The organism is Streptomyces sp. HSG2 (assembly GCF_016598575.1).
GTDB lineage: Bacteria > Actinomycetota > Actinomycetes > Streptomycetales > Streptomycetaceae > Streptomyces.
In genome coordinates, this window is the sequence record NZ_CP066801.1 from 5,229,946 (window position 1) to 5,245,280 (window position 15,335).

Consider the following 15,335-nt stretch of genomic DNA (forward strand, 5'->3'; position numbering starts at 1 on the left):
AGCTAGCGGAGCGGTCCTTGCTCGTCAACGTGGACAGTGGGCTCCGACAAGAACACGTCAGCATCCACCGGGCCATAGGCGATGTTGAAGGTGTCCAGCCAGTACGACCAGTCCCGCACACCCGCCGCACTGCTGAAACGGTAGTTGGGGCCTTGACCCCGGATCCTGGACACCCGAGACACTTGGATCTTGAAGGTCCAGGAGAACGGATGTCCCGTGGTCATGAAGCACTACCCGCCTGAGTTCAAGGCGGACGCGGTCGCGTTGTACGAGTCGCGGCCCGGGGCGACGATCAAGTCGGTCGCCGCTGATCTGGGGGTCAACCCGGAGACGCTGAGGAACTGGATCCGGGCGGCCGGTGCCGCCCGTCCCCGTGGCCGCCGCCCGGAGGGTCCGGCGGTGCCGGAGTCTTCGCTTCAGGCAGAGCTCGCCGCCGCGCGGAAGAAGATCCGCGAGCTGGAGGAGGAACGCGAGCTCCTGCGGAAGGCCGCGAAGTATTTCGCCGGGGAGACGCGCTGGTGAACCGCTTCCAGTTCGTCTGCGACCACCAGCGCCGATACGGCGTGAAGCGGTTGTGCCAGGTCCTGGGCATCGCCCGCTCCAGCTTCTACTACTGGCGCCGGACCGCACCGGACCGGGCGGCCCGCCGGGCGGCCGACGCCCAGCTCGCCGCACGGATCCAAACCGTCCACCGGGAGTCGGACGGCACCTACGGTGTCCCCAGGATCACCGCCGAGCTCCGCGAGGACGGTGAGCGCGTCAACCACAAGCGCGTCGCCCGCCTCATGCGCACTGCCGGTATCGCCGGGACGCGCCTGCGCCGCAGACACCGCACCACGGTCCCGGACCCGGCCGCCGCGAAGGCGCCCGACCTGATCGGCCGGGACTTCACCGCCACGGAGCCGAACACCAGGTATGCCGGCGATATTACGTATCTCCCGCTGGAAGGTGGGAAGTTCCTCTATCTCGCCACGGTCATCGACCTCGCCTCGCGCCGCCTGGCCGGATGGGCGCTGGCCGATCACATGCGGACCGAGCTCGTCACCGATGCCCTGGACGCGGCGATACGGACCCGCGGCAGCCTCGCGGGGGCCGTCATGCACAGCGACCACGGGGCGCAATACACCAGTCGGGCCTTCGCCCACGCCTGCGCGAAGGCCGGTGTCCGCCAGTCCATGAGCGCGGTCGGCAGCTCGGCGGACAACGCGCTGGCCGAGTCCTTCAACGCGACGTTCAAGCGGGAAACCCTCCAAGGCCGCAAGAGCTGGTCCAGCGAGCGCGAAGCCCGGCTCGACGCCTTCCGATGGCTGAACCGCTACAACACCCGACGCCGCCACTCACGACTCGGACAACGCAGCCCGATCGCCTACGAGACGGCACTCGCCGCAACATCAACTACGCTGGCTCAAGCCGCATAGCCCGTGTCCAGGATTCGGGGTCAAGGCCCTTGAGCTGCCAGCGGACCCACTGGCCGGAGGCAAGACGCACGGCCGGGGGCCGTCGCGGCCGAGGTGGGATGGCGAACAGGGGCTGCACTCGGGGAAGGACGCGCAGCCGGCCGTCGGCTTCGCGAAGCTGGACGTCAACCTTGCGCAGGTCTTCCTCGACGCCATGGGGCTCGAAGCCGTCTCGTTCATGCATGCGGACCACGTGCGCAAACGAGGGCGGCACAGGCGGGACAGTGAAGCCGACAGGGGCCGCGTTCCTACGGGCGGCGGCCTCTCCGCCGCGGGACTGTTTCGTCCAGGACGTCCGTATCCACTGGACGGTGATTTCCACGGCCTCCACCCCTGCCACTCCATCGAAGATCTCACTTTATGCGCGCGGCTTCTCCGGCCCGCGCCAACACCGCCAACGGCCCGAGCGGCAACCCGAAGGAAGATCAACTTGAACTGTCCACATAAAGTCGGAGATCGGGTTCGGCATCACGAGGCTGCTGAACTTCGACCTGCTGCCCAGGATCAAGCGGATCAACAAGGTGAAGCTGTACCGGCCGACGGCCGGCGCCCCGGACGCCTACCCGCAGCTGGTCCCGGCGCTGACCCGCCCGATCCGCTGGGAACTCATCGCCCAGCAGTACGACCAGATGATCAAGTATGCGACCGCGATCCGGACCCGGACCGCGTCCACCGAGGCGATCCTGCGCCGCTTCACCCGCAACGCCTCCCACCCCACCTACGCGGCCATGCTGGAGGTCGGCCGCGCGCAGAAAACCATCTTCGTGGCCCGCTATCTGCGGCTGCGGGATCTTCAGCGGGAGATCGAGGAGGGCTTGAACGTCATGGAGTCCTCCAACGGCGCCAACTCCGTGATCGCCTACGGCAAGGGCGGAGAGATCGCCTCGAACCGGCGCGACGAACAGGAGATGTTCGTCCTGTGCCTGCGCATCCTCCAGTCCGCCCTGGTCTACGTGAACACCCTGATGCTTCAGAACATCCTCGGTGAGCCGGAGTGGGCGGACCTCCTCACCCCTGCCGATCGGCGCGGTCTGACCCCGCTGTTCTGGTCCCACGTCCGGCCCTACGGCGACGTGAACCTCGACATGGACGCCCGCCTCAACCTCGCCGCGGCGGCCGTTCCGGGGCCCCGGGCCGCGGACAGCGACGCCGCCCGATCCACCGTGGAGAGCGCATGAACCTGGTCCGCTACAGGCCCGGGACCGGGCCGCACCGGCATCTCGCCTGGCGCGACACCGACACGTGGCTGCCCCAGGCCCATGCCTGGGCCACCGTGCTGGCCTCACCCGCGTGGTGGCGTCTGCCGGACGATGACCGTGAGGCCCCCACCGCTCCGGCATCGAACTCGCCTACTGGATAAACCGCCAGGTCCACCGAAGCGGCCTGTGCATGTTGTGCTGGATGCACAAGAGCGAGCCCGGCGTCCTCTTCTGCGACGGCGGCCGGTGCCGCAACTTTACCCAGCTCCTCCAGGTACTCGCGTGACCACTTCTGCGGCCGTACAGCCGAAGCGGCGCCCGAAGCCACCTCTTAGAGTGCGGTATGTGGCGTTCTGTCGGTCTTGTCATCGCTCGATGGTGTGACGTTGGGGCATCGTTGCCGGTCAGGCGTTCGGGGTTCGCTTGGGTTGTGGCATGAGCATGCGCAAGCCGTACCCGAGTGATCTCACCGATGAGCAGTGGGAGCTCGTCGAACCCGTGATCACGGCGTGGAAGGCCCGGCATCCGTCGGTCAGCGGGCATCAGGGGAAGTACGCGATGCGGGAGATCGTGAACGCCATCCTCTACCAGAATCGCACGGGGTGTCAGTGGGAGTTCCTGCCCCACGACATGCCCCCGCCCGGAGCGGTGAAGTACTACTTCTACCTCTGGCGCGACGAGGGCACCGACCAGGACATTCACGACTGCTGCGCTGGCATCTGCGAGAGAAGCGGAAACGATTAGCCGACCCGAGCCTGGTGATCCTGGACACGCAGAGCATCCACGCCGCAGTCGGTGTCCCGGCCACGACGACCGGCAAGGACGCCGCGAAAAGGGTGCCGGGAGGAAGAGATGCCTGGCCGTGGACGTACTGGGCCTGGTCGTGGACTGCGTCGTCCTGCCCGCCTCCGCGCACGAGAACACCGCCGGCATCGCCCTGCTGGACGGTGTCGCCGGGCAGTGCGACACCGTGGCCAAAGCCCTGGTCGACCAGGGCTTCAAGAAGAAGGTCGTCGATCACGGCAAGAACGTGGGCATCGACGTCGAGATCGTCGAGCGCAACCCGGCCGGCAAGGGCTTCGTCGTGCAGGCCAAGCGGTGGATCGTGGAGCAGACGAACGGGATCCTGATGTTCTACCGCCGTCTCGTACGCGACTACGAACACCGGCCCGCCTCCTCCCGATCCCGCGTCTTCTGGGCGATGACCTCCGTGATGAGCCGCCGACTCACCGGAGCCACCCTCGCTTCCTGGAGGACCACGTGAGCGAGAACCCACAGGTCAAAGCCATCCTGGAACACATCGAAACCCGCGAGCGTGAACTAGCCGACCAGGCCGGGCAGTTCCGGGACCGCATCGAGGAGCTCAGAGTGCGGCTCGGCGAGATCGACGCGGAGAGCGAGAACCTGCGCATCACCCGCAAGACCCTCCTCGCTCTCCCACTGCCCACACCCGCCACTGAGCCGGACCGCCCCGACATCCCGGACCACCCCGCCTACCAGCAGATCCTCACCGCCCTGGCCGACGAGGGCCGACCGATGCGCGCCCGCGACCTCTGCCAGGCCCTCGACCTGCCGACCCTCCCGAAGAACACCGAAGGCATCCGCTCCAAACTGAAACGCCTGGTCAGCCGCGGCATCCTCGTCGAACCTGAACCCGGCTTGTTCACCCGCCCCGAGACCTGAAGGCCACCCCGAACCCACGACCAGCGGTCCTTCCCCAACCCTCAATCACGAAACGGACAAGAGCTCACGTTCCGCACTCTTATGGCTTCGGGCGCCTCTTCTTATCGTGGGGTGTGGCTTACGGGGCAGCACAGCGCTTACCTATGGGAGTGCCGTGCTGGCGGGAGGGCACGCCGCCCGCACCGTGCTTGCCCGGCCTGACGTCCAGCTGGCGCCACCTCATTTGCTGCTCTGGCCCGTCCTCAGCGATACGGAAGAGATGGCGAGCAGGGACCAGTGTGCAGCCTCGCACTCGCCCATCCGGTCCGCAACGGTCTGGTGCAGGCGGGGCCAGACATGGGCCTGACTCCATTCGTTGTACCGCCGGTAGACGGTCGGCCAGCTGGGCCCGAAGACCGGCGGCAGCTGCCGCCAGGTACATCCGGTGCTCGCTACCAGGAAGATCGCCGCCAGCACCTCCCGGTCGTCGGCCCTGCGGCGGCCGCCGCCCTGCGGGCGTCTGACGACTGTCGGGGGCACGACCTCGCGGAAGAGGTCCCACAGTTCGTCGGGGACCAGACGTTCAACGAGTCCGGATACAACTCGTCCTGCCTCCGGGGAGCCATCGGGGGCCCATCCCGAGGAAGCGGTTGTTGGGATGAGGATGGAGGACACACAAACCCTCTCACCGGCCTGGCGGGAGCAGCCGGGAACAGTGGGCACGCGCATTGCGGCCGCGGGGACGACGGGCAGGGGGATCAGCGGTCGGCCCGATCAGGACGTCCGGGCACGCTGGGTAACAACGATGCAGGCGAGCACCACCGCTGCGGTGAGGGGCACGGTGGCGGTCAAGTGCTCACCGAGTAGGAGCACTGCCCACACGAGCGTCAGCAGTGGCTGGGCAAGCTGGAGTTGGCTGGCGCGCGCCACCCCGATCAGGCCCATGCCCTTGTACCAGACGACGAAGCCGCCGAACTGGGAGATGGCGGCGATGTAGGCCATACCGGCGACGGCCTTGGCGGTCAGGTGCACTGGCTCGTGCGGCAGCGCCAGGACGGACACCAGCAGGTTGACGGGGGCGGAGAGCGTCACCCCCCAGGCGATGACGTGCCAGCCCGGCATGCGGGCCGAGAGTCGGCCGCCCTCGGCGTAGCCGGCCGCACAGACCAGCAGGGCCCCGAAGAGATAGAGGTCGGCAAGGCTCGGGCGGCCGTGGTTCTGCGAGAGCGTGAAAGCGATGACGGTGACCGCGCCGGTGCCGGCGGCCGCCCAGAACGCTTTCGAGGGATGGCGCCGGGTGCGGAAGGCGGAGATGCTCGCCGTGGCCATCGGGAGTGCCCCGATGACGACCGCCGAGTGTGCCGTCGAGGAGGTCTGCAGCGCCAGGGTCGTCAGCAGCGGGAACCCGATGGCGCAGCCGCCAGCTACAACGGCGAGGGCGGCCCAGTCGGCCCGGGCCGGGATGGGTGCCCGTGTCAGGAGGAGCGCTGTGAGAGCGATGACGGCGGCCAGCACACCGCGAACCCCTGTGGCGCTCCAGGGGCCGAAGCCGTCCAGGGCCCAGACTGTCCCGGGGAAGCTGAAGGAGAAGCTGAGGACGCCGAGGGCGGCGAAGAAGGTGCCGTCGCGCATCGCCGACGGTCGCGAAGGCGTGGGTGACGATGATGGCGCTATTGGCGCGTTGACGATAGCGCTACGATCCTGTGTCATGAATCACGATAGCAGTTCGCATGTGTTGGCCAGCGTCCTCGCGACGGAGATCGAGAGTCAACCGGCGGGAACGCGGATCGCCACGCACCGCGAACTGGTACGCCGCTTCGGGGTGAGTGCCACCACCGTCTCCGAGGCGCTGGCGCATCTCGCCGGACGGGGCCTCATTGCCTCCCGTCCGGGCGCCGGCACTTATCGCACCGAGACGCGGCCGATGCCCCGGCCCGGGGACACGTCCTGGCAGGAGGCGGCCCTGGAACTGACCAACAACATCGACTCGGCGACCGGCACCACCCGCAGATATAAGGCACCCGCCTTGCTGGGAGCGCTTGCCTCCCCAGGTCCCGACGTCGTCGACCTCAACGGGGGCTACCTGCACCCTGGTCTGCAGCCGCTCACCCACCTCAGCACCGCGTTCTCCCGCGCCGCCCGGCGTCCCGAGGCGTGGAACCGCCCGCCCGCTGGCGGGGTGCCGGAACTGCGGGACTGGTTTGCGGCCGACATCGGTGGCGGTCTGGGGCGGCACGACATCCTTGTCTGCGGCGGCGGGCAGAGCGCCCTGGCGACGGCCCTGCGCGCGCTCGGACAGCCCGGCGATCCAGTGGTCATCGAGTCGCCCACCTACCCCGGCACCATGGCCGCCGCGCATGCCGCTGGACTGCGAACCATCCCGGTCCCACTGGACGTGGAGGGGTTGCGCACCGATTACCTCGACGACGCCCTCACCCGTACCCGGGCCCGTATCGTCATCGTCCAGCCGCTGTTCCAGAATCCCAGTGGGGCCAGTCTTCCGGTGCAGAGGCAGCAAGCGATCCGCGAAATCGCCCGTCGGCACGGGGCATTCGTCATCGAGGATGACTTCGCCCGTCACATGGGACACGCCGACGCCGGGCCGACACCGCCCCCGCTGATCGCCGACGACCCCGACGGTACAGTCGTCCACATCCGTTCCTTGACGAAGGTGGCCTCACCTAACCTGCGCGTCGGCGCGCTCGCCGCCCGCGGGCCGGTGATGGCGCGGTTGCGCTCGGCCCACGTCGTGGACACCATGTTCGTGCCGGCGCCGCTGCAGTACACGGTGCTGGAGCTGGTGACGGCACCAGCCTGGCGGCGTTCCCTGGCGGCTCTTGCCACAGCCCTGGAGCACCGGCGGAAGGTCGCCGTCGGCGCGGTGACGGCGACCTTCGGACCAGACGCCCTGACGGTCCGGCCGCGGGGCGGCTACCACCTGTGGGTGTCGCTCCCTGGCCACCTCGACGGAGCGGAGTTCGCGGCGGCGGCGCTGGTCAGCGGCGTCGCTCTCACTCCGGGCGATCACTACTACCCCGTCGACAGCAGCACCCCACACTTCCGGCTCAGCTATGTGGGGGCGCCGTCGGCAGCGGACGTTGACGATGCGGTCCGCCGCCTCGCGCCGCTCCTCGCCGAGCGGTGACGGCCTGCGGCAGACGCCTCAGCGGGGGTGAGAAAGCCGGGCCGCCATCGCCTCGGCGAACCGCGTGGCACCGGTCTTGGCGAACGGCAGGCTGAGCGAGGGTTCGCACAACTCTGCCTCCAAAACCAGAGGTTCGCCCTCACTCCCACGCACCAGGTCGATGCGGCCGTACAGCAGCGGCTGGTCCAAGTGTAGATGCGCCGCGGCAGCGTCGAGAGCGGCGGAGGCGACGGCGCGCTCGCCCTTGTCGGCGACACGCGCCTTACGAAACTCCATTAGGGGGACGTTGACCGTGCCGTCCGCCCCCAGCATCGCGCTCTTGCGTATCGCGTGGCTGTAGGTGCCGTCGAAGTAGATGAGATCGGTCTCGCCCTCCAGGTCGATCGCATCGAGGTAGGGCTGCAGCATCACCTGGCTTCCCTTTGCCAGCAGGCTGGCGGCATATTCGGCCGCCTCGGCATGCTGCGAGCGGGGAAATGAGCTGCACTGGTTCTCGTGGAGTCCCTGAAGCTTGGGTTACGCTTCCAGGCGTAAGGAGAACCACGAGCAATGCCAGCACCCCGTAAATATCCTGATGAGCTGCGTGAGCGCGCGGTGCGCGAGGTCCGCTCGAGCGGACGTCCCATCGCGCACGTCGCCCGCGACCTTGGCATCCACAAGGAGGCCCTGCGCGGCTGGGTCCGCCAGGCCGAGGCGGACGCCGGTGAACGCGACGACCGGCTGACGACTGCCGAGCGCGAGGAGTTGAAGGAACTCCGAAAGGAGAATGCCGAGTTGAGGCGGGCCAACGAAATCCTGAAGGCCGCCTCGGTGTTTTTTGCCCAGGAGATCGACCGTCCCCGGACGAGGCCGAGCAGGTGATCGACCACCTGCGCGACAAGGGCCTCGGGGTCGATCCCGTCTGCCGGGTGCTGGACCTGTCACCGTCGACGTACTTCGCGCGCAAGACGCGGCCGAAGTCGGCTCGCCGGCTCCGCGATGAGGAGCTGATTCCGCTAATCACAGGCGTTTGGGAGGACTCCGGCCACACCTACGGCGCCCGCCGCATCACCCGCGCGCTGGTCCGCGCCGGCCACCGCGTCGCCCGCTGCACGGTCGAGCGGCTGATGGGCGAGCTCGGTATCGAGGGCGTCATCCGCGGACAGCGCCGCCGCACCACGGTCCCCGAACCGGCCGCGCCGCGCCCGCCGGACCTGGTCAACCGCCGCTTCACCGCCGAGCGGCCCAACCAGCTCTGGCTGGCAGATCTCACCTACATCCGCACATGGTCGGGGTGGGTCTACGTGGCGTTCGTCCTGGACGCGTACTCACGCCGGATCGTGGGCTGGCAGGCCGCCACGCACATGCGCACGGACCTGCCACTGGACGCGCTGGAGATGGCGCTGTGGAGGCAGAAGATCAAGAAGGACGCCCAGCTCATCCACCACAGCGACAGAGGGTCGCAATACGTGTCCATTCGCTATACGGAACGTCTCACGGAGGTCGGGGCTTCCGCGTCGGTGGGGTCCGTCGCGGACAGCTATGAGAGTGCGGAACGTGAGCTCTTGTCCGTTTCGTGATTGAGGGTTGGGGAAGGACCGCTGGTCGTGGGTTCGGGGTGGCCTTCAGGTCTCGGGGCGGGTGAACAAGCCGGGTTCAGGTTCGACGAGGATGCCGCGGCTGACCAGGCGTTTCAGTTTGGAGCGGATGCCTTCGGTGTTCTTCGGGAGGGTCGGCAGGTCGAGGGCCTGGCAGAGGTCGCGGGCGCGCATCGGTCGGCCCTCGTCGGCCAGGGCGGTGAGGATCTGCTGGTAGGCGGGGTGGTCCGGGATGTCGGGGCGGTCCGGCTCAGTGGCGGGTGTGGGCAGTGGGAGAGCGAGGAGGGTCTTGCGGGTGATGCGCAGGTTCTCGCTCTCCGCGTCGATCTCGCCGAGCCGCACTCTGAGCTCCTCGATGCGGTCCCGGAACTGCCCGGCCTGGTCGGCTAGTTCACGCTCGCGGGTTTCGATGTGTTCCAGGATGGCTTTGACCTGTGGGTTCTCGCTCACGTGGTCCTCCAGGAAGCGAGGGTGGCTCCGGTGAGTCGGCGGCTCATCACGGAGGTCATCGCCCAGAAGACGCGGGATCGGGAGGAGGCGGGCCGGTGTTCGTAGTCGCGTACGAGACGGCGGTAGAACATCAGGATCCCGTTCGTCTGCTCCACGATCCACCGCTTGGCCTGCACGACGAAGCCCTTGCCGGCCGGGTTGCGCTCGACGATCTCGACGTCGATGCCCACGTTCTTGCCGTGATCGACGACCTTCTTCTTGAAGCCCTGGTCGACCAGGGCTTTGGCCACGGTGTCGCACTGCCCGGCGACACCGTCCAGCAGGGCGATGCCGGCGGTGTTCTCGTGCGCGGAGGCGGGCAGGACGACGCAGTCCACGACCAGGCCCAGTACGTCCACGGCCAGGCATCTCTTCCTCCCCGGCACCCTTTTCGCGGCGTCCTTGCCGGTCGTCGTGGCCGGGACGCCGACTGCGGCGTGGATGCTCTGCGTGTCCAGGATCACCAGGCTCGGGTCGGCTAATCGTTTCCGCTTCTCTCGCAGATGCCAGCGCAGCAGGTCGTGAATGTCCTGGTCGGTGCCCTCGTCGCGCCAGAGGTAGAAGTAGTACTTCACCGCTCCGGGCGGGGGCATGTCGTGGGGCAGGAACTCCCACTGACACCCCGTGCGATTCTGGTAGAGGATGGCGTTCACGATCTCCCGCATCGCGTACTTCCCCTGATGCCCGCTGACCGACGGATGCCGGGCCTTCCACGCCGTGATCACGGGTTCGACGAGCTCCCACTGCTCATCGGTGAGATCACTCGGGTACGGCTTGCGCATGCTCATGCCACAACCCAAGCGAACCCCGAACGCCTGACCGGCAACGATGCCCCAACGTCACACCATCGAGCGATGACAAGACCGACAGAACGCCACATACCGCACTCTGACAACGCGATGGCCGAAGCCCTGAACGGCACGTTCAAGGCCGAACTGATCGAGCATCAGGGGCCATGGCGGGACTTCGACCAGGTCGAGCGGGCCGTCTTCCAGTGGGTCGCGTGGTACAACAGTGAACGCCTCCACTCCGCCCTCGACTACGTACCGCCCGACGAGTACGAACAGGCGCACTGGGCGCAACTGCACGAAGTCCCGCAGACCGCTTGATCACACGATCGCGGACTCTACGAAACTCGGGGCAGCTCAGCCTACCAGCAGATCCTCACCGCCCTGGCCGACGAGGGCCGACCGATGCGCGCCCGCGACCTCTGCCAGGCCCTCGACCTGCCGACCCTCCCGAAGAACACCGAAGGCATCCGCTCCAAACTGAAACGCCTGGTCAGCCGCGGCATCCTCGTCGAACCTGAACCCGGCTTGTTCACCCGCCCCGAGACCTGAAGGCCACCCCGAACCCACGACCAGCGGTCCTTCCCCAACCCTCAATCACGAAACGGACAAGAGCTCACGTTCCGCACTCTGAAAGTGGCGCTGTAGGTATAGGAGTCCGGGTCGCTGTGCCGGGTCAGGGAGGCGAGCATGCTGGCGACGTTGACGATGCGGCCCGCGGGGGACGCGCGAAGCAGCGGCAGCAGGGCACAGGTGACCTCTACGACGCCGAAGAGGTTGCTCTCGAATGTCTCGCGCCACTGGTGCAGCGGCTGCTGGGACGGCAGCTTGCCGTACTCCTCGACGCGGATGCCCGCGTTGTTGACGAGGATGTCCAGGCGCCCGAAGCGGCGGGCGACCTCGTCCGCGGCGGCCCGGATGCTGTCGGAGCTGGCCACGTCGAGTTCGAGCGCCTCGACGGGGAGACCGTCGCTGCGCAGTTCCTCCACCGCTTCAGCCACCGCCTTCCGGTTGCGACCGGTCATGAGGGTGTGGGCGCCCGCCTTGGCGAGTTGGCGAGCGATCTCCCGGCCGATACCGCGGTTGGCGCCGGTGACGAGTGCGGTCTTCTCAGGCTGTGCGGGTATCACGGATCTCCTTGTGAGAATGCGGGGGGGCAGAAGTGGTCGATGACCGGATGGGCGTGCCTGTCACCACCAGTCCACGGACAGGAACTTCGCCACCGGCGGGCCGAAGCGGCCGATGTCGACGAGGAAGGCGTCGTGGCCCTGCGGGGACTCCAGCGGCAGGAACTGGACGTCGGCGTTGCCGCCGCTGAGCCCTTCGGCGATCCGCCGCTGCTGGTGGAGGGGGAAGAGGGTGTCGGTCTCCACGCCGATCACAAGCGCCTTTTCCAGCCGCATCGCGGCCAGCGCCGCCTCTGTCGTCGTGCCGCTGGACGCGGCGAGGTCGAAGCGGTCCATGCAACGGCTGAGGTAGAGGTAACTGTTGGGGTCGAAGTGGTGCACGAAACGCTGGGCCTGGAACTCCAGGTAGCCCTCGACGTCGAACTGGGGGCCGAAGGGGTCGTGGTCGGTGCGGGGGCCTTGACCCCGGATCCTGGACACCCGAGACACTTGGATCTTGAAGGTCCAGGAGAACGGATGTCCCGTGGTCATGAAGCACTACCCGCCTGAGTTCAAGGCGGACGCGGTCGCGCTGTACGAGTCGCGGCCCGGGGCGACGATCAAGTCGGTCGCCGCTGATCTGGGGGTCAACCCGGAGACGCTGAGGAACTGGATCCGGGCGGCCGGTGCCGCCCGTCCCCGTGGCCGCCGCCCGGAGGGTCCGGCGGTGCCGGAGTCTTCGCTTCAGGCAGAGCTCGCCGCCGCGCGGAAGAAGATCCGCGAGCTGGAGGAGGAACGCGAGCTCCTGCGGAAGGCCGCGAAGTATTTCGCCGGGGAGACGCGCTGGTGAACCGCTTCCAGTTCGTCTGCGACCACCAGCGCCGATACGGCGTGAAGCGGTTGTGCCAGGTCCTGGGCATCGCCCGCTCCAGCTTCTACTACTGGCGCCGGACCGCACCGGACCGGGCGGCCCGCCGGGCGGCCGACGCCCAGCTCGCCGCACGGATCCAAACCGTCCACCGGCCCGGGTTCGACGTAATTCGGCAGTCTGGAGAGGCGAATCTGGGGCCTGACCTGGGTGGACATGCGTGTGTCCGCCTGGAGGGCGTGTCTCTAGGCGGTGGTGTTCTCGCTGGTCAGCGAGGTGTGGGCTGAAGTGAGACGACCTGCTTGGGGGCGGGGATGTCCAGCTTCGCGAGTAGGTCGCGCTGAGGCTTGGTCAGGGTGGTGACCTGCTGGAACGTGCCGGTGCGGCCGGTGAAGGTGCCCAGATGGAGGCGGTCGAGTTCGCGTCGGATGTGCGGCCAGGTCTTGCCGGTGGTGGTCTCGGTGATCCGGATGAGGAGGAGGGCGAGCCAGCAGAGGATGACGTGGGCTCGGATGCGTTCTTCGAGGCGGTGGTAGACGGGCCGCAGGTCGATGATCTGCTTCATGTCGCGCCAGCCGCGCTCGACTTCGAGCAGTTGCTTGTAGCCCAGCGCGATGTCCTCGGCGCTCAGGTGGGGGTCCGAGCAGCGCAGGAGGTACTTCCCGTCGAGGTTCTCCTCCGCCTTGATCTTCGCCTGGTCGACGCGGAGCTTGCCGGCCGGGGTAGCGCGAAGGTAGCGGTTCAGGCCGGGCTTGTCGGCGATCTTCCCGCGTAGTTCACCCCGCTTGAAGTCGCTGAGCTTGTCGGTGTCGGCGATCAAGCCGGCCAGCTGGGCGACGAGTTGTTCGCGCATGTGCCGGTCACGCTCGGCCGCTTCAGGGTTGTGGCAGATGACGAACCGGTCGGTGTCGGATATCCGCACCTCCTTGACGCGCATGTTCTCGCCGACGTCCTGGTAGCGGCCCTGGCGGGACAGGGCGGCCTGCACCTCGGGACTTCCGGAGCGGAGCTTCTCGCCGATGATGTAGGCGTGGTCGCCCTTGCGCAGGTAGCGGCGGTTGGCGGCGGAGGAGAAACCGCGGTCTGCCACCCACACGATCTTGGACAGGGTCCAGTCCCGCATCTCGTCCTTGACCTGCCGGATCAGCGTCTGGTCGGAGGTGTTGCCCGGCCAGCACCAGCAGCGGACCGGGATGCCGTCCCTGGTGACGGCCATGCCGATCACGATCTGCGGCAGGTCGTCGCGGGAGTCCTTCGACTTGCCGTAGGTCCGAAACCCGGCCTGCCTGGCCTCGTTGTCGTCCACATCGTCGGCGTCCAGGCGCCGGCCCGCGTCGTTGCGGGCGAGGGGCTCGTCGGGCTCCTCCAGTTCGAAGTAGGTGCTGGTGGTATCGAAGAACAGCAGGTCGACCTCCAGGTTCAGCAGGTTCGCGACCTCGTCGAACACCTGCTTCTCCAAGTCGTCCTGCACCTCGTGCAGCCAGTCCATCGCCCGGTAGCAGGGCTGTTCGCCGGTCTCGGCCAGGCCGTCGATGTGCACGTCGTTCGTGATCCACTCCGCCGCCGCGAGCTTCGACGACGGGGCCAGCGCCCGGTTGGCGACCAGGGCGAACAGCACCCGCTCGGTCGCGGTCATGTCCCGGCGCCGGCCTCGCTTGGGCTGCCCGACCCGGCCCACGATCTGGTCGATCCGCAGCCGGCGCCACAGCTGGTCGAGCACATAGGCGCCGCCGAACGGCACCGAGGAGACGAACTCCAGGTCCGACGCCGCGGTTGCGGCCAGCGCGTCGCCCGGCTCCAGCAGCTTCGATAGAGACATGACCAGACGCCTGACCGCCTCGCGGTCCAGGTCGTCCTCGCGGCCGAAGGTGAACAGCACCTTCGGCACCGCCCGCCCCTTCACCGGATCCCACTCGTTGTGGGCCAGATGCAGGTACCGGACCGTGCCGGACTTGTTCTCCCGCTTCGTCGTCCTCACGTACATGGATCCAGACGATAGGCCGAAGTAGCAGGCCAACACAGGTGAATCAAGAAAGTCGTGTCTCTAGGCCATTCCAGCCGTTTGCGCCGTCCGCGCCCCGATGACCTGCACCTTCAGCCCGCAAGAGCCTCCAGGACCCTCGAATTACGTCGAACCCAGGACCGGGAGTCGGACGGCACCTACGGTGTCCCCAGGATCACCGCCGAGCTCCGCGAGGACGGTGAGCGCGTCAACCACAAGCGCGTCGCCCGCCTCATGCGCACTGCCGGTATCGCCGGGACGCGCCTGCGCCGCAGACACCGCACCACGGTCCCGGACCCGGCCGCCGCGAAGGCGCCCGACCTGATCGGCCGGGACTTCACCGCCACGGAGCCGAACACCAGGTATGCCGGCGATATTACGTATCTCCCGCTGGACGGTGGGAAGTTCCTCTATCTCGCCACGGTCATCGACCTCGCCTCGCGCCGCCTGGCCGGATGGGCGCTGGCCGATCACATGCGGACCGAGCTCGTCACCGATGCCCTGGACGCGGCGATACGGACCCGCGGCAGCCTCGCGGGGGCCGTCATGCACAGCGACCACGGGGCGCAATACACCAGTCGGGCCTTCGCCCACGCCTGCGCGAAGGCCGGTGTCCGCCAGTCCATGAGCGCGGTCGGCAGCTCGGCGGACAACGCGCTGGCCGAGTCCTTCAACGCGACGTTCAAGCGGGAAACCCTCCAAGGCCGCAAGAGCTGGTCCAGCGAGCGCGAAGCCCGGCTCGACGCCTTCCGATGGCTGAACCGCTACAACACCCGACGCCGCCACTCACGACTCGGACAACGCAGCCCGATCGCCTACGAGACGGCACTCGCCGCAACATCAACTACGCTGGCTCAAGCCGCATAGCCCGTGTCCAGGATTCGGGGTCAAGGCCCATCTCCTTGCGGAGCGAGTTCGGGTTCGGCTGCGAGTAGAGCTCGCGCAGTTGGTCCGGGCTGGTGAGGGCGTCCGCCTGGAGGGATGCGAAGAGTAACCCGGCGGCCCCAGTGTCGATCATCATACGGACGACCCTAGCCTCGAT

General features: G+C 67.9%; 19 protein-coding genes and 3 pseudogenes. 12 read left to right on the forward strand and 10 right to left on the reverse strand.

All coding sequences use genetic code 11. The annotated features are described in order from the left end of the window. Positions 1-2: 2 nt before the first annotated feature. Complete coding sequence (locus JEK78_RS22760) at positions 3-173, reverse strand: hypothetical protein (RefSeq protein WP_200264325.1); 171 nt, start codon at positions 171-173, stop codon at positions 3-5. Positions 174-216: 43 nt separating this feature from the next. Here JEK78_RS22760 and JEK78_RS22765 point away from each other — a divergent pair. Continuing rightward, positions 217-1,418, forward strand: a protein-coding gene (locus tag JEK78_RS22765) for an IS3 family transposase (RefSeq protein ID WP_200259843.1) whose coding sequence is annotated in 2 segments (ribosomal slippage) — positions 217-508 and positions 508-1,418 — 1,203 coding nt in all. Because the reading frame shifts where the segments join, the coding sequence is not laid out codon by codon here. A 31-nt stretch (positions 1,419-1,449) separates the two neighbouring features. Here the strand turns inward: JEK78_RS22765 and JEK78_RS23600 are convergent. After that, positions 1,450-1,779, reverse strand: a pseudogene (locus tag JEK78_RS23600) (hypothetical protein); the annotation flags it as partial. A gap of 181 nt (positions 1,780-1,960) precedes the next feature. Between JEK78_RS23600 and JEK78_RS22770 the strand changes: the two are divergent. From JEK78_RS22770 to JEK78_RS22780, 3 genes and pseudogenes are all read left to right on the forward strand, one after another. Next, complete coding sequence (locus tag JEK78_RS22770) at positions 1,961-2,635, forward strand: transposase (RefSeq protein ID WP_242483447.1); 675 nt, start codon at positions 1,961-1,963, stop codon at positions 2,633-2,635. Between the two features lie 456 nt (positions 2,636-3,091). Further along, a pseudogene (locus tag JEK78_RS23825) lies at positions 3,092-3,920 on the forward strand (IS5 family transposase). After that, positions 3,917-4,339, forward strand: a complete 423-nt coding sequence (locus tag JEK78_RS22780; RefSeq protein ID WP_200259772.1) for a hypothetical protein — start codon at positions 3,917-3,919, stop codon at positions 4,337-4,339. The pseudogene JEK78_RS23825 and the gene JEK78_RS22780 overlap by 4 nt, the downstream one beginning before the upstream one ends. A 219-nt stretch (positions 4,340-4,558) precedes the next feature. Here JEK78_RS22780 and JEK78_RS22785 read toward each other — a convergent pair whose 3' ends face one another. Continuing rightward, the gene (locus JEK78_RS22785; protein ID WP_200262027.1) at positions 4,559-4,858 is read right to left on the reverse strand and encodes a transposase; all 300 of its coding nucleotides are present in this window, start codon (positions 4,856-4,858) and stop codon (positions 4,559-4,561) included. Positions 4,859-5,092: 234 nt separating this feature from the next. Beyond that, complete coding sequence (locus JEK78_RS22790; RefSeq protein ID WP_242483196.1) at positions 5,093-5,950, reverse strand: DMT family transporter; 858 nt, start codon at positions 5,948-5,950, stop codon at positions 5,093-5,095. A gap of 76 nt (positions 5,951-6,026) precedes the next feature. On the opposite strand from JEK78_RS22790, the gene JEK78_RS22795 reads away from it, so the two are divergent. After that, positions 6,027-7,463, forward strand: a complete 1,437-nt coding sequence (locus tag JEK78_RS22795) for a PLP-dependent aminotransferase family protein (RefSeq protein WP_200262029.1) — start codon at positions 6,027-6,029, stop codon at positions 7,461-7,463. 18 nt (positions 7,464-7,481) lie between these two features. Here JEK78_RS22795 and JEK78_RS22800 read toward each other — a convergent pair whose 3' ends face one another. Then, positions 7,482-7,871 carry a hypothetical protein gene (locus tag JEK78_RS22800; protein ID WP_200262030.1) on the reverse strand — a complete coding sequence of 130 codons (390 nt, stop codon included), beginning with the start codon at positions 7,869-7,871 and terminating at the stop codon, positions 7,482-7,484. 141 nt (positions 7,872-8,012) lie between these two features. On the opposite strand from JEK78_RS22800, the gene JEK78_RS22805 reads away from it, so the two are divergent. Beyond that, complete coding sequence (locus JEK78_RS22805) at positions 8,013-8,324, forward strand: transposase (RefSeq protein WP_173266951.1); 312 nt, start codon at positions 8,013-8,015, stop codon at positions 8,322-8,324. After that, entirely contained in the window at positions 8,321-9,022 is a 702-nt protein-coding gene (locus tag JEK78_RS22810) for an IS3 family transposase (protein WP_200262031.1), read from the forward strand. The genes JEK78_RS22805 and JEK78_RS22810 overlap by 4 nt, the downstream gene beginning before the upstream one ends. 45 nt (positions 9,023-9,067) lie before the next feature. Here JEK78_RS22810 and JEK78_RS22815 read toward each other — a convergent pair whose 3' ends face one another. Together JEK78_RS22815 and JEK78_RS22820 are read right to left on the reverse strand one after the other, a co-directional pair. Next, on the reverse strand, positions 9,068-9,490 hold the full coding sequence (locus tag JEK78_RS22815) for a hypothetical protein (RefSeq protein ID WP_200259772.1): 423 nt from the start codon (positions 9,488-9,490) through the stop codon (positions 9,068-9,070). Further along, the gene (locus JEK78_RS22820; RefSeq protein WP_200259770.1) at positions 9,487-10,317 is read right to left on the reverse strand and encodes an IS5 family transposase; all 831 of its coding nucleotides are present in this window, start codon (positions 10,315-10,317) and stop codon (positions 9,487-9,489) included. The genes JEK78_RS22815 and JEK78_RS22820 overlap by 4 nt, the downstream gene beginning before the upstream one ends. A 66-nt stretch (positions 10,318-10,383) precedes the next feature. Between JEK78_RS22820 and JEK78_RS22825 the strand changes: the two genes are divergently transcribed. Next, positions 10,384-10,638: an integrase core domain-containing protein gene (locus JEK78_RS22825; RefSeq protein ID WP_200262032.1), complete on the forward strand. Its 255-nt coding sequence runs from the start codon at positions 10,384-10,386 to the stop codon at positions 10,636-10,638. Positions 10,639-10,722: 84 nt separating this feature from the next. Further along, complete coding sequence (locus JEK78_RS22830; protein WP_200262033.1) at positions 10,723-10,869, forward strand: hypothetical protein; 147 nt, start codon at positions 10,723-10,725, stop codon at positions 10,867-10,869. A 41-nt stretch (positions 10,870-10,910) separates the two neighbouring features. Here the strand turns inward: JEK78_RS22830 and JEK78_RS22835 are convergent, their stop codons facing one another. Continuing rightward, a complete protein-coding gene (locus JEK78_RS22835; RefSeq protein ID WP_242483197.1) occupies positions 10,911-11,447 on the reverse strand; it encodes an SDR family NAD(P)-dependent oxidoreductase in 537 nt (178 codons plus the stop codon). A gap of 60 nt (positions 11,448-11,507) precedes the next feature. Beyond that, entirely contained in the window at positions 11,508-11,924 is a 417-nt protein-coding gene (locus tag JEK78_RS22840) for a hypothetical protein (RefSeq protein ID WP_200262034.1), read from the reverse strand. A 16-nt stretch (positions 11,925-11,940) separates the two neighbouring features. On the opposite strand from JEK78_RS22840, the gene JEK78_RS22845 reads away from it, so the two are divergent. Together JEK78_RS22845 and JEK78_RS22850 are read left to right on the forward strand one after the other, a co-directional pair. Then, complete coding sequence (locus tag JEK78_RS22845; protein WP_200262035.1) at positions 11,941-12,273, forward strand: transposase; 333 nt, start codon at positions 11,941-11,943, stop codon at positions 12,271-12,273. After that, positions 12,270-12,578, forward strand: a complete 309-nt coding sequence (locus tag JEK78_RS22850; protein ID WP_200262036.1) for a hypothetical protein — start codon at positions 12,270-12,272, stop codon at positions 12,576-12,578. The genes JEK78_RS22845 and JEK78_RS22850 overlap by 4 nt, the downstream gene beginning before the upstream one ends. On the opposite strand, the gene JEK78_RS22855 is transcribed toward JEK78_RS22850, so the two are convergent. Further along, positions 12,560-14,275: an IS1634 family transposase gene (locus JEK78_RS22855; RefSeq protein ID WP_200262037.1), complete on the reverse strand. Its 1,716-nt coding sequence runs from the start codon at positions 14,273-14,275 to the stop codon at positions 12,560-12,562. The genes JEK78_RS22850 and JEK78_RS22855 overlap by 19 nt on opposite strands. 162 nt (positions 14,276-14,437) lie before the next feature. Here JEK78_RS22855 and JEK78_RS22860 point away from each other — a divergent pair. After that, positions 14,438-15,160, forward strand: a pseudogene (locus JEK78_RS22860) (IS3 family transposase); the annotation flags it as partial. Positions 15,161-15,335 lie beyond the last annotated feature (175 nt).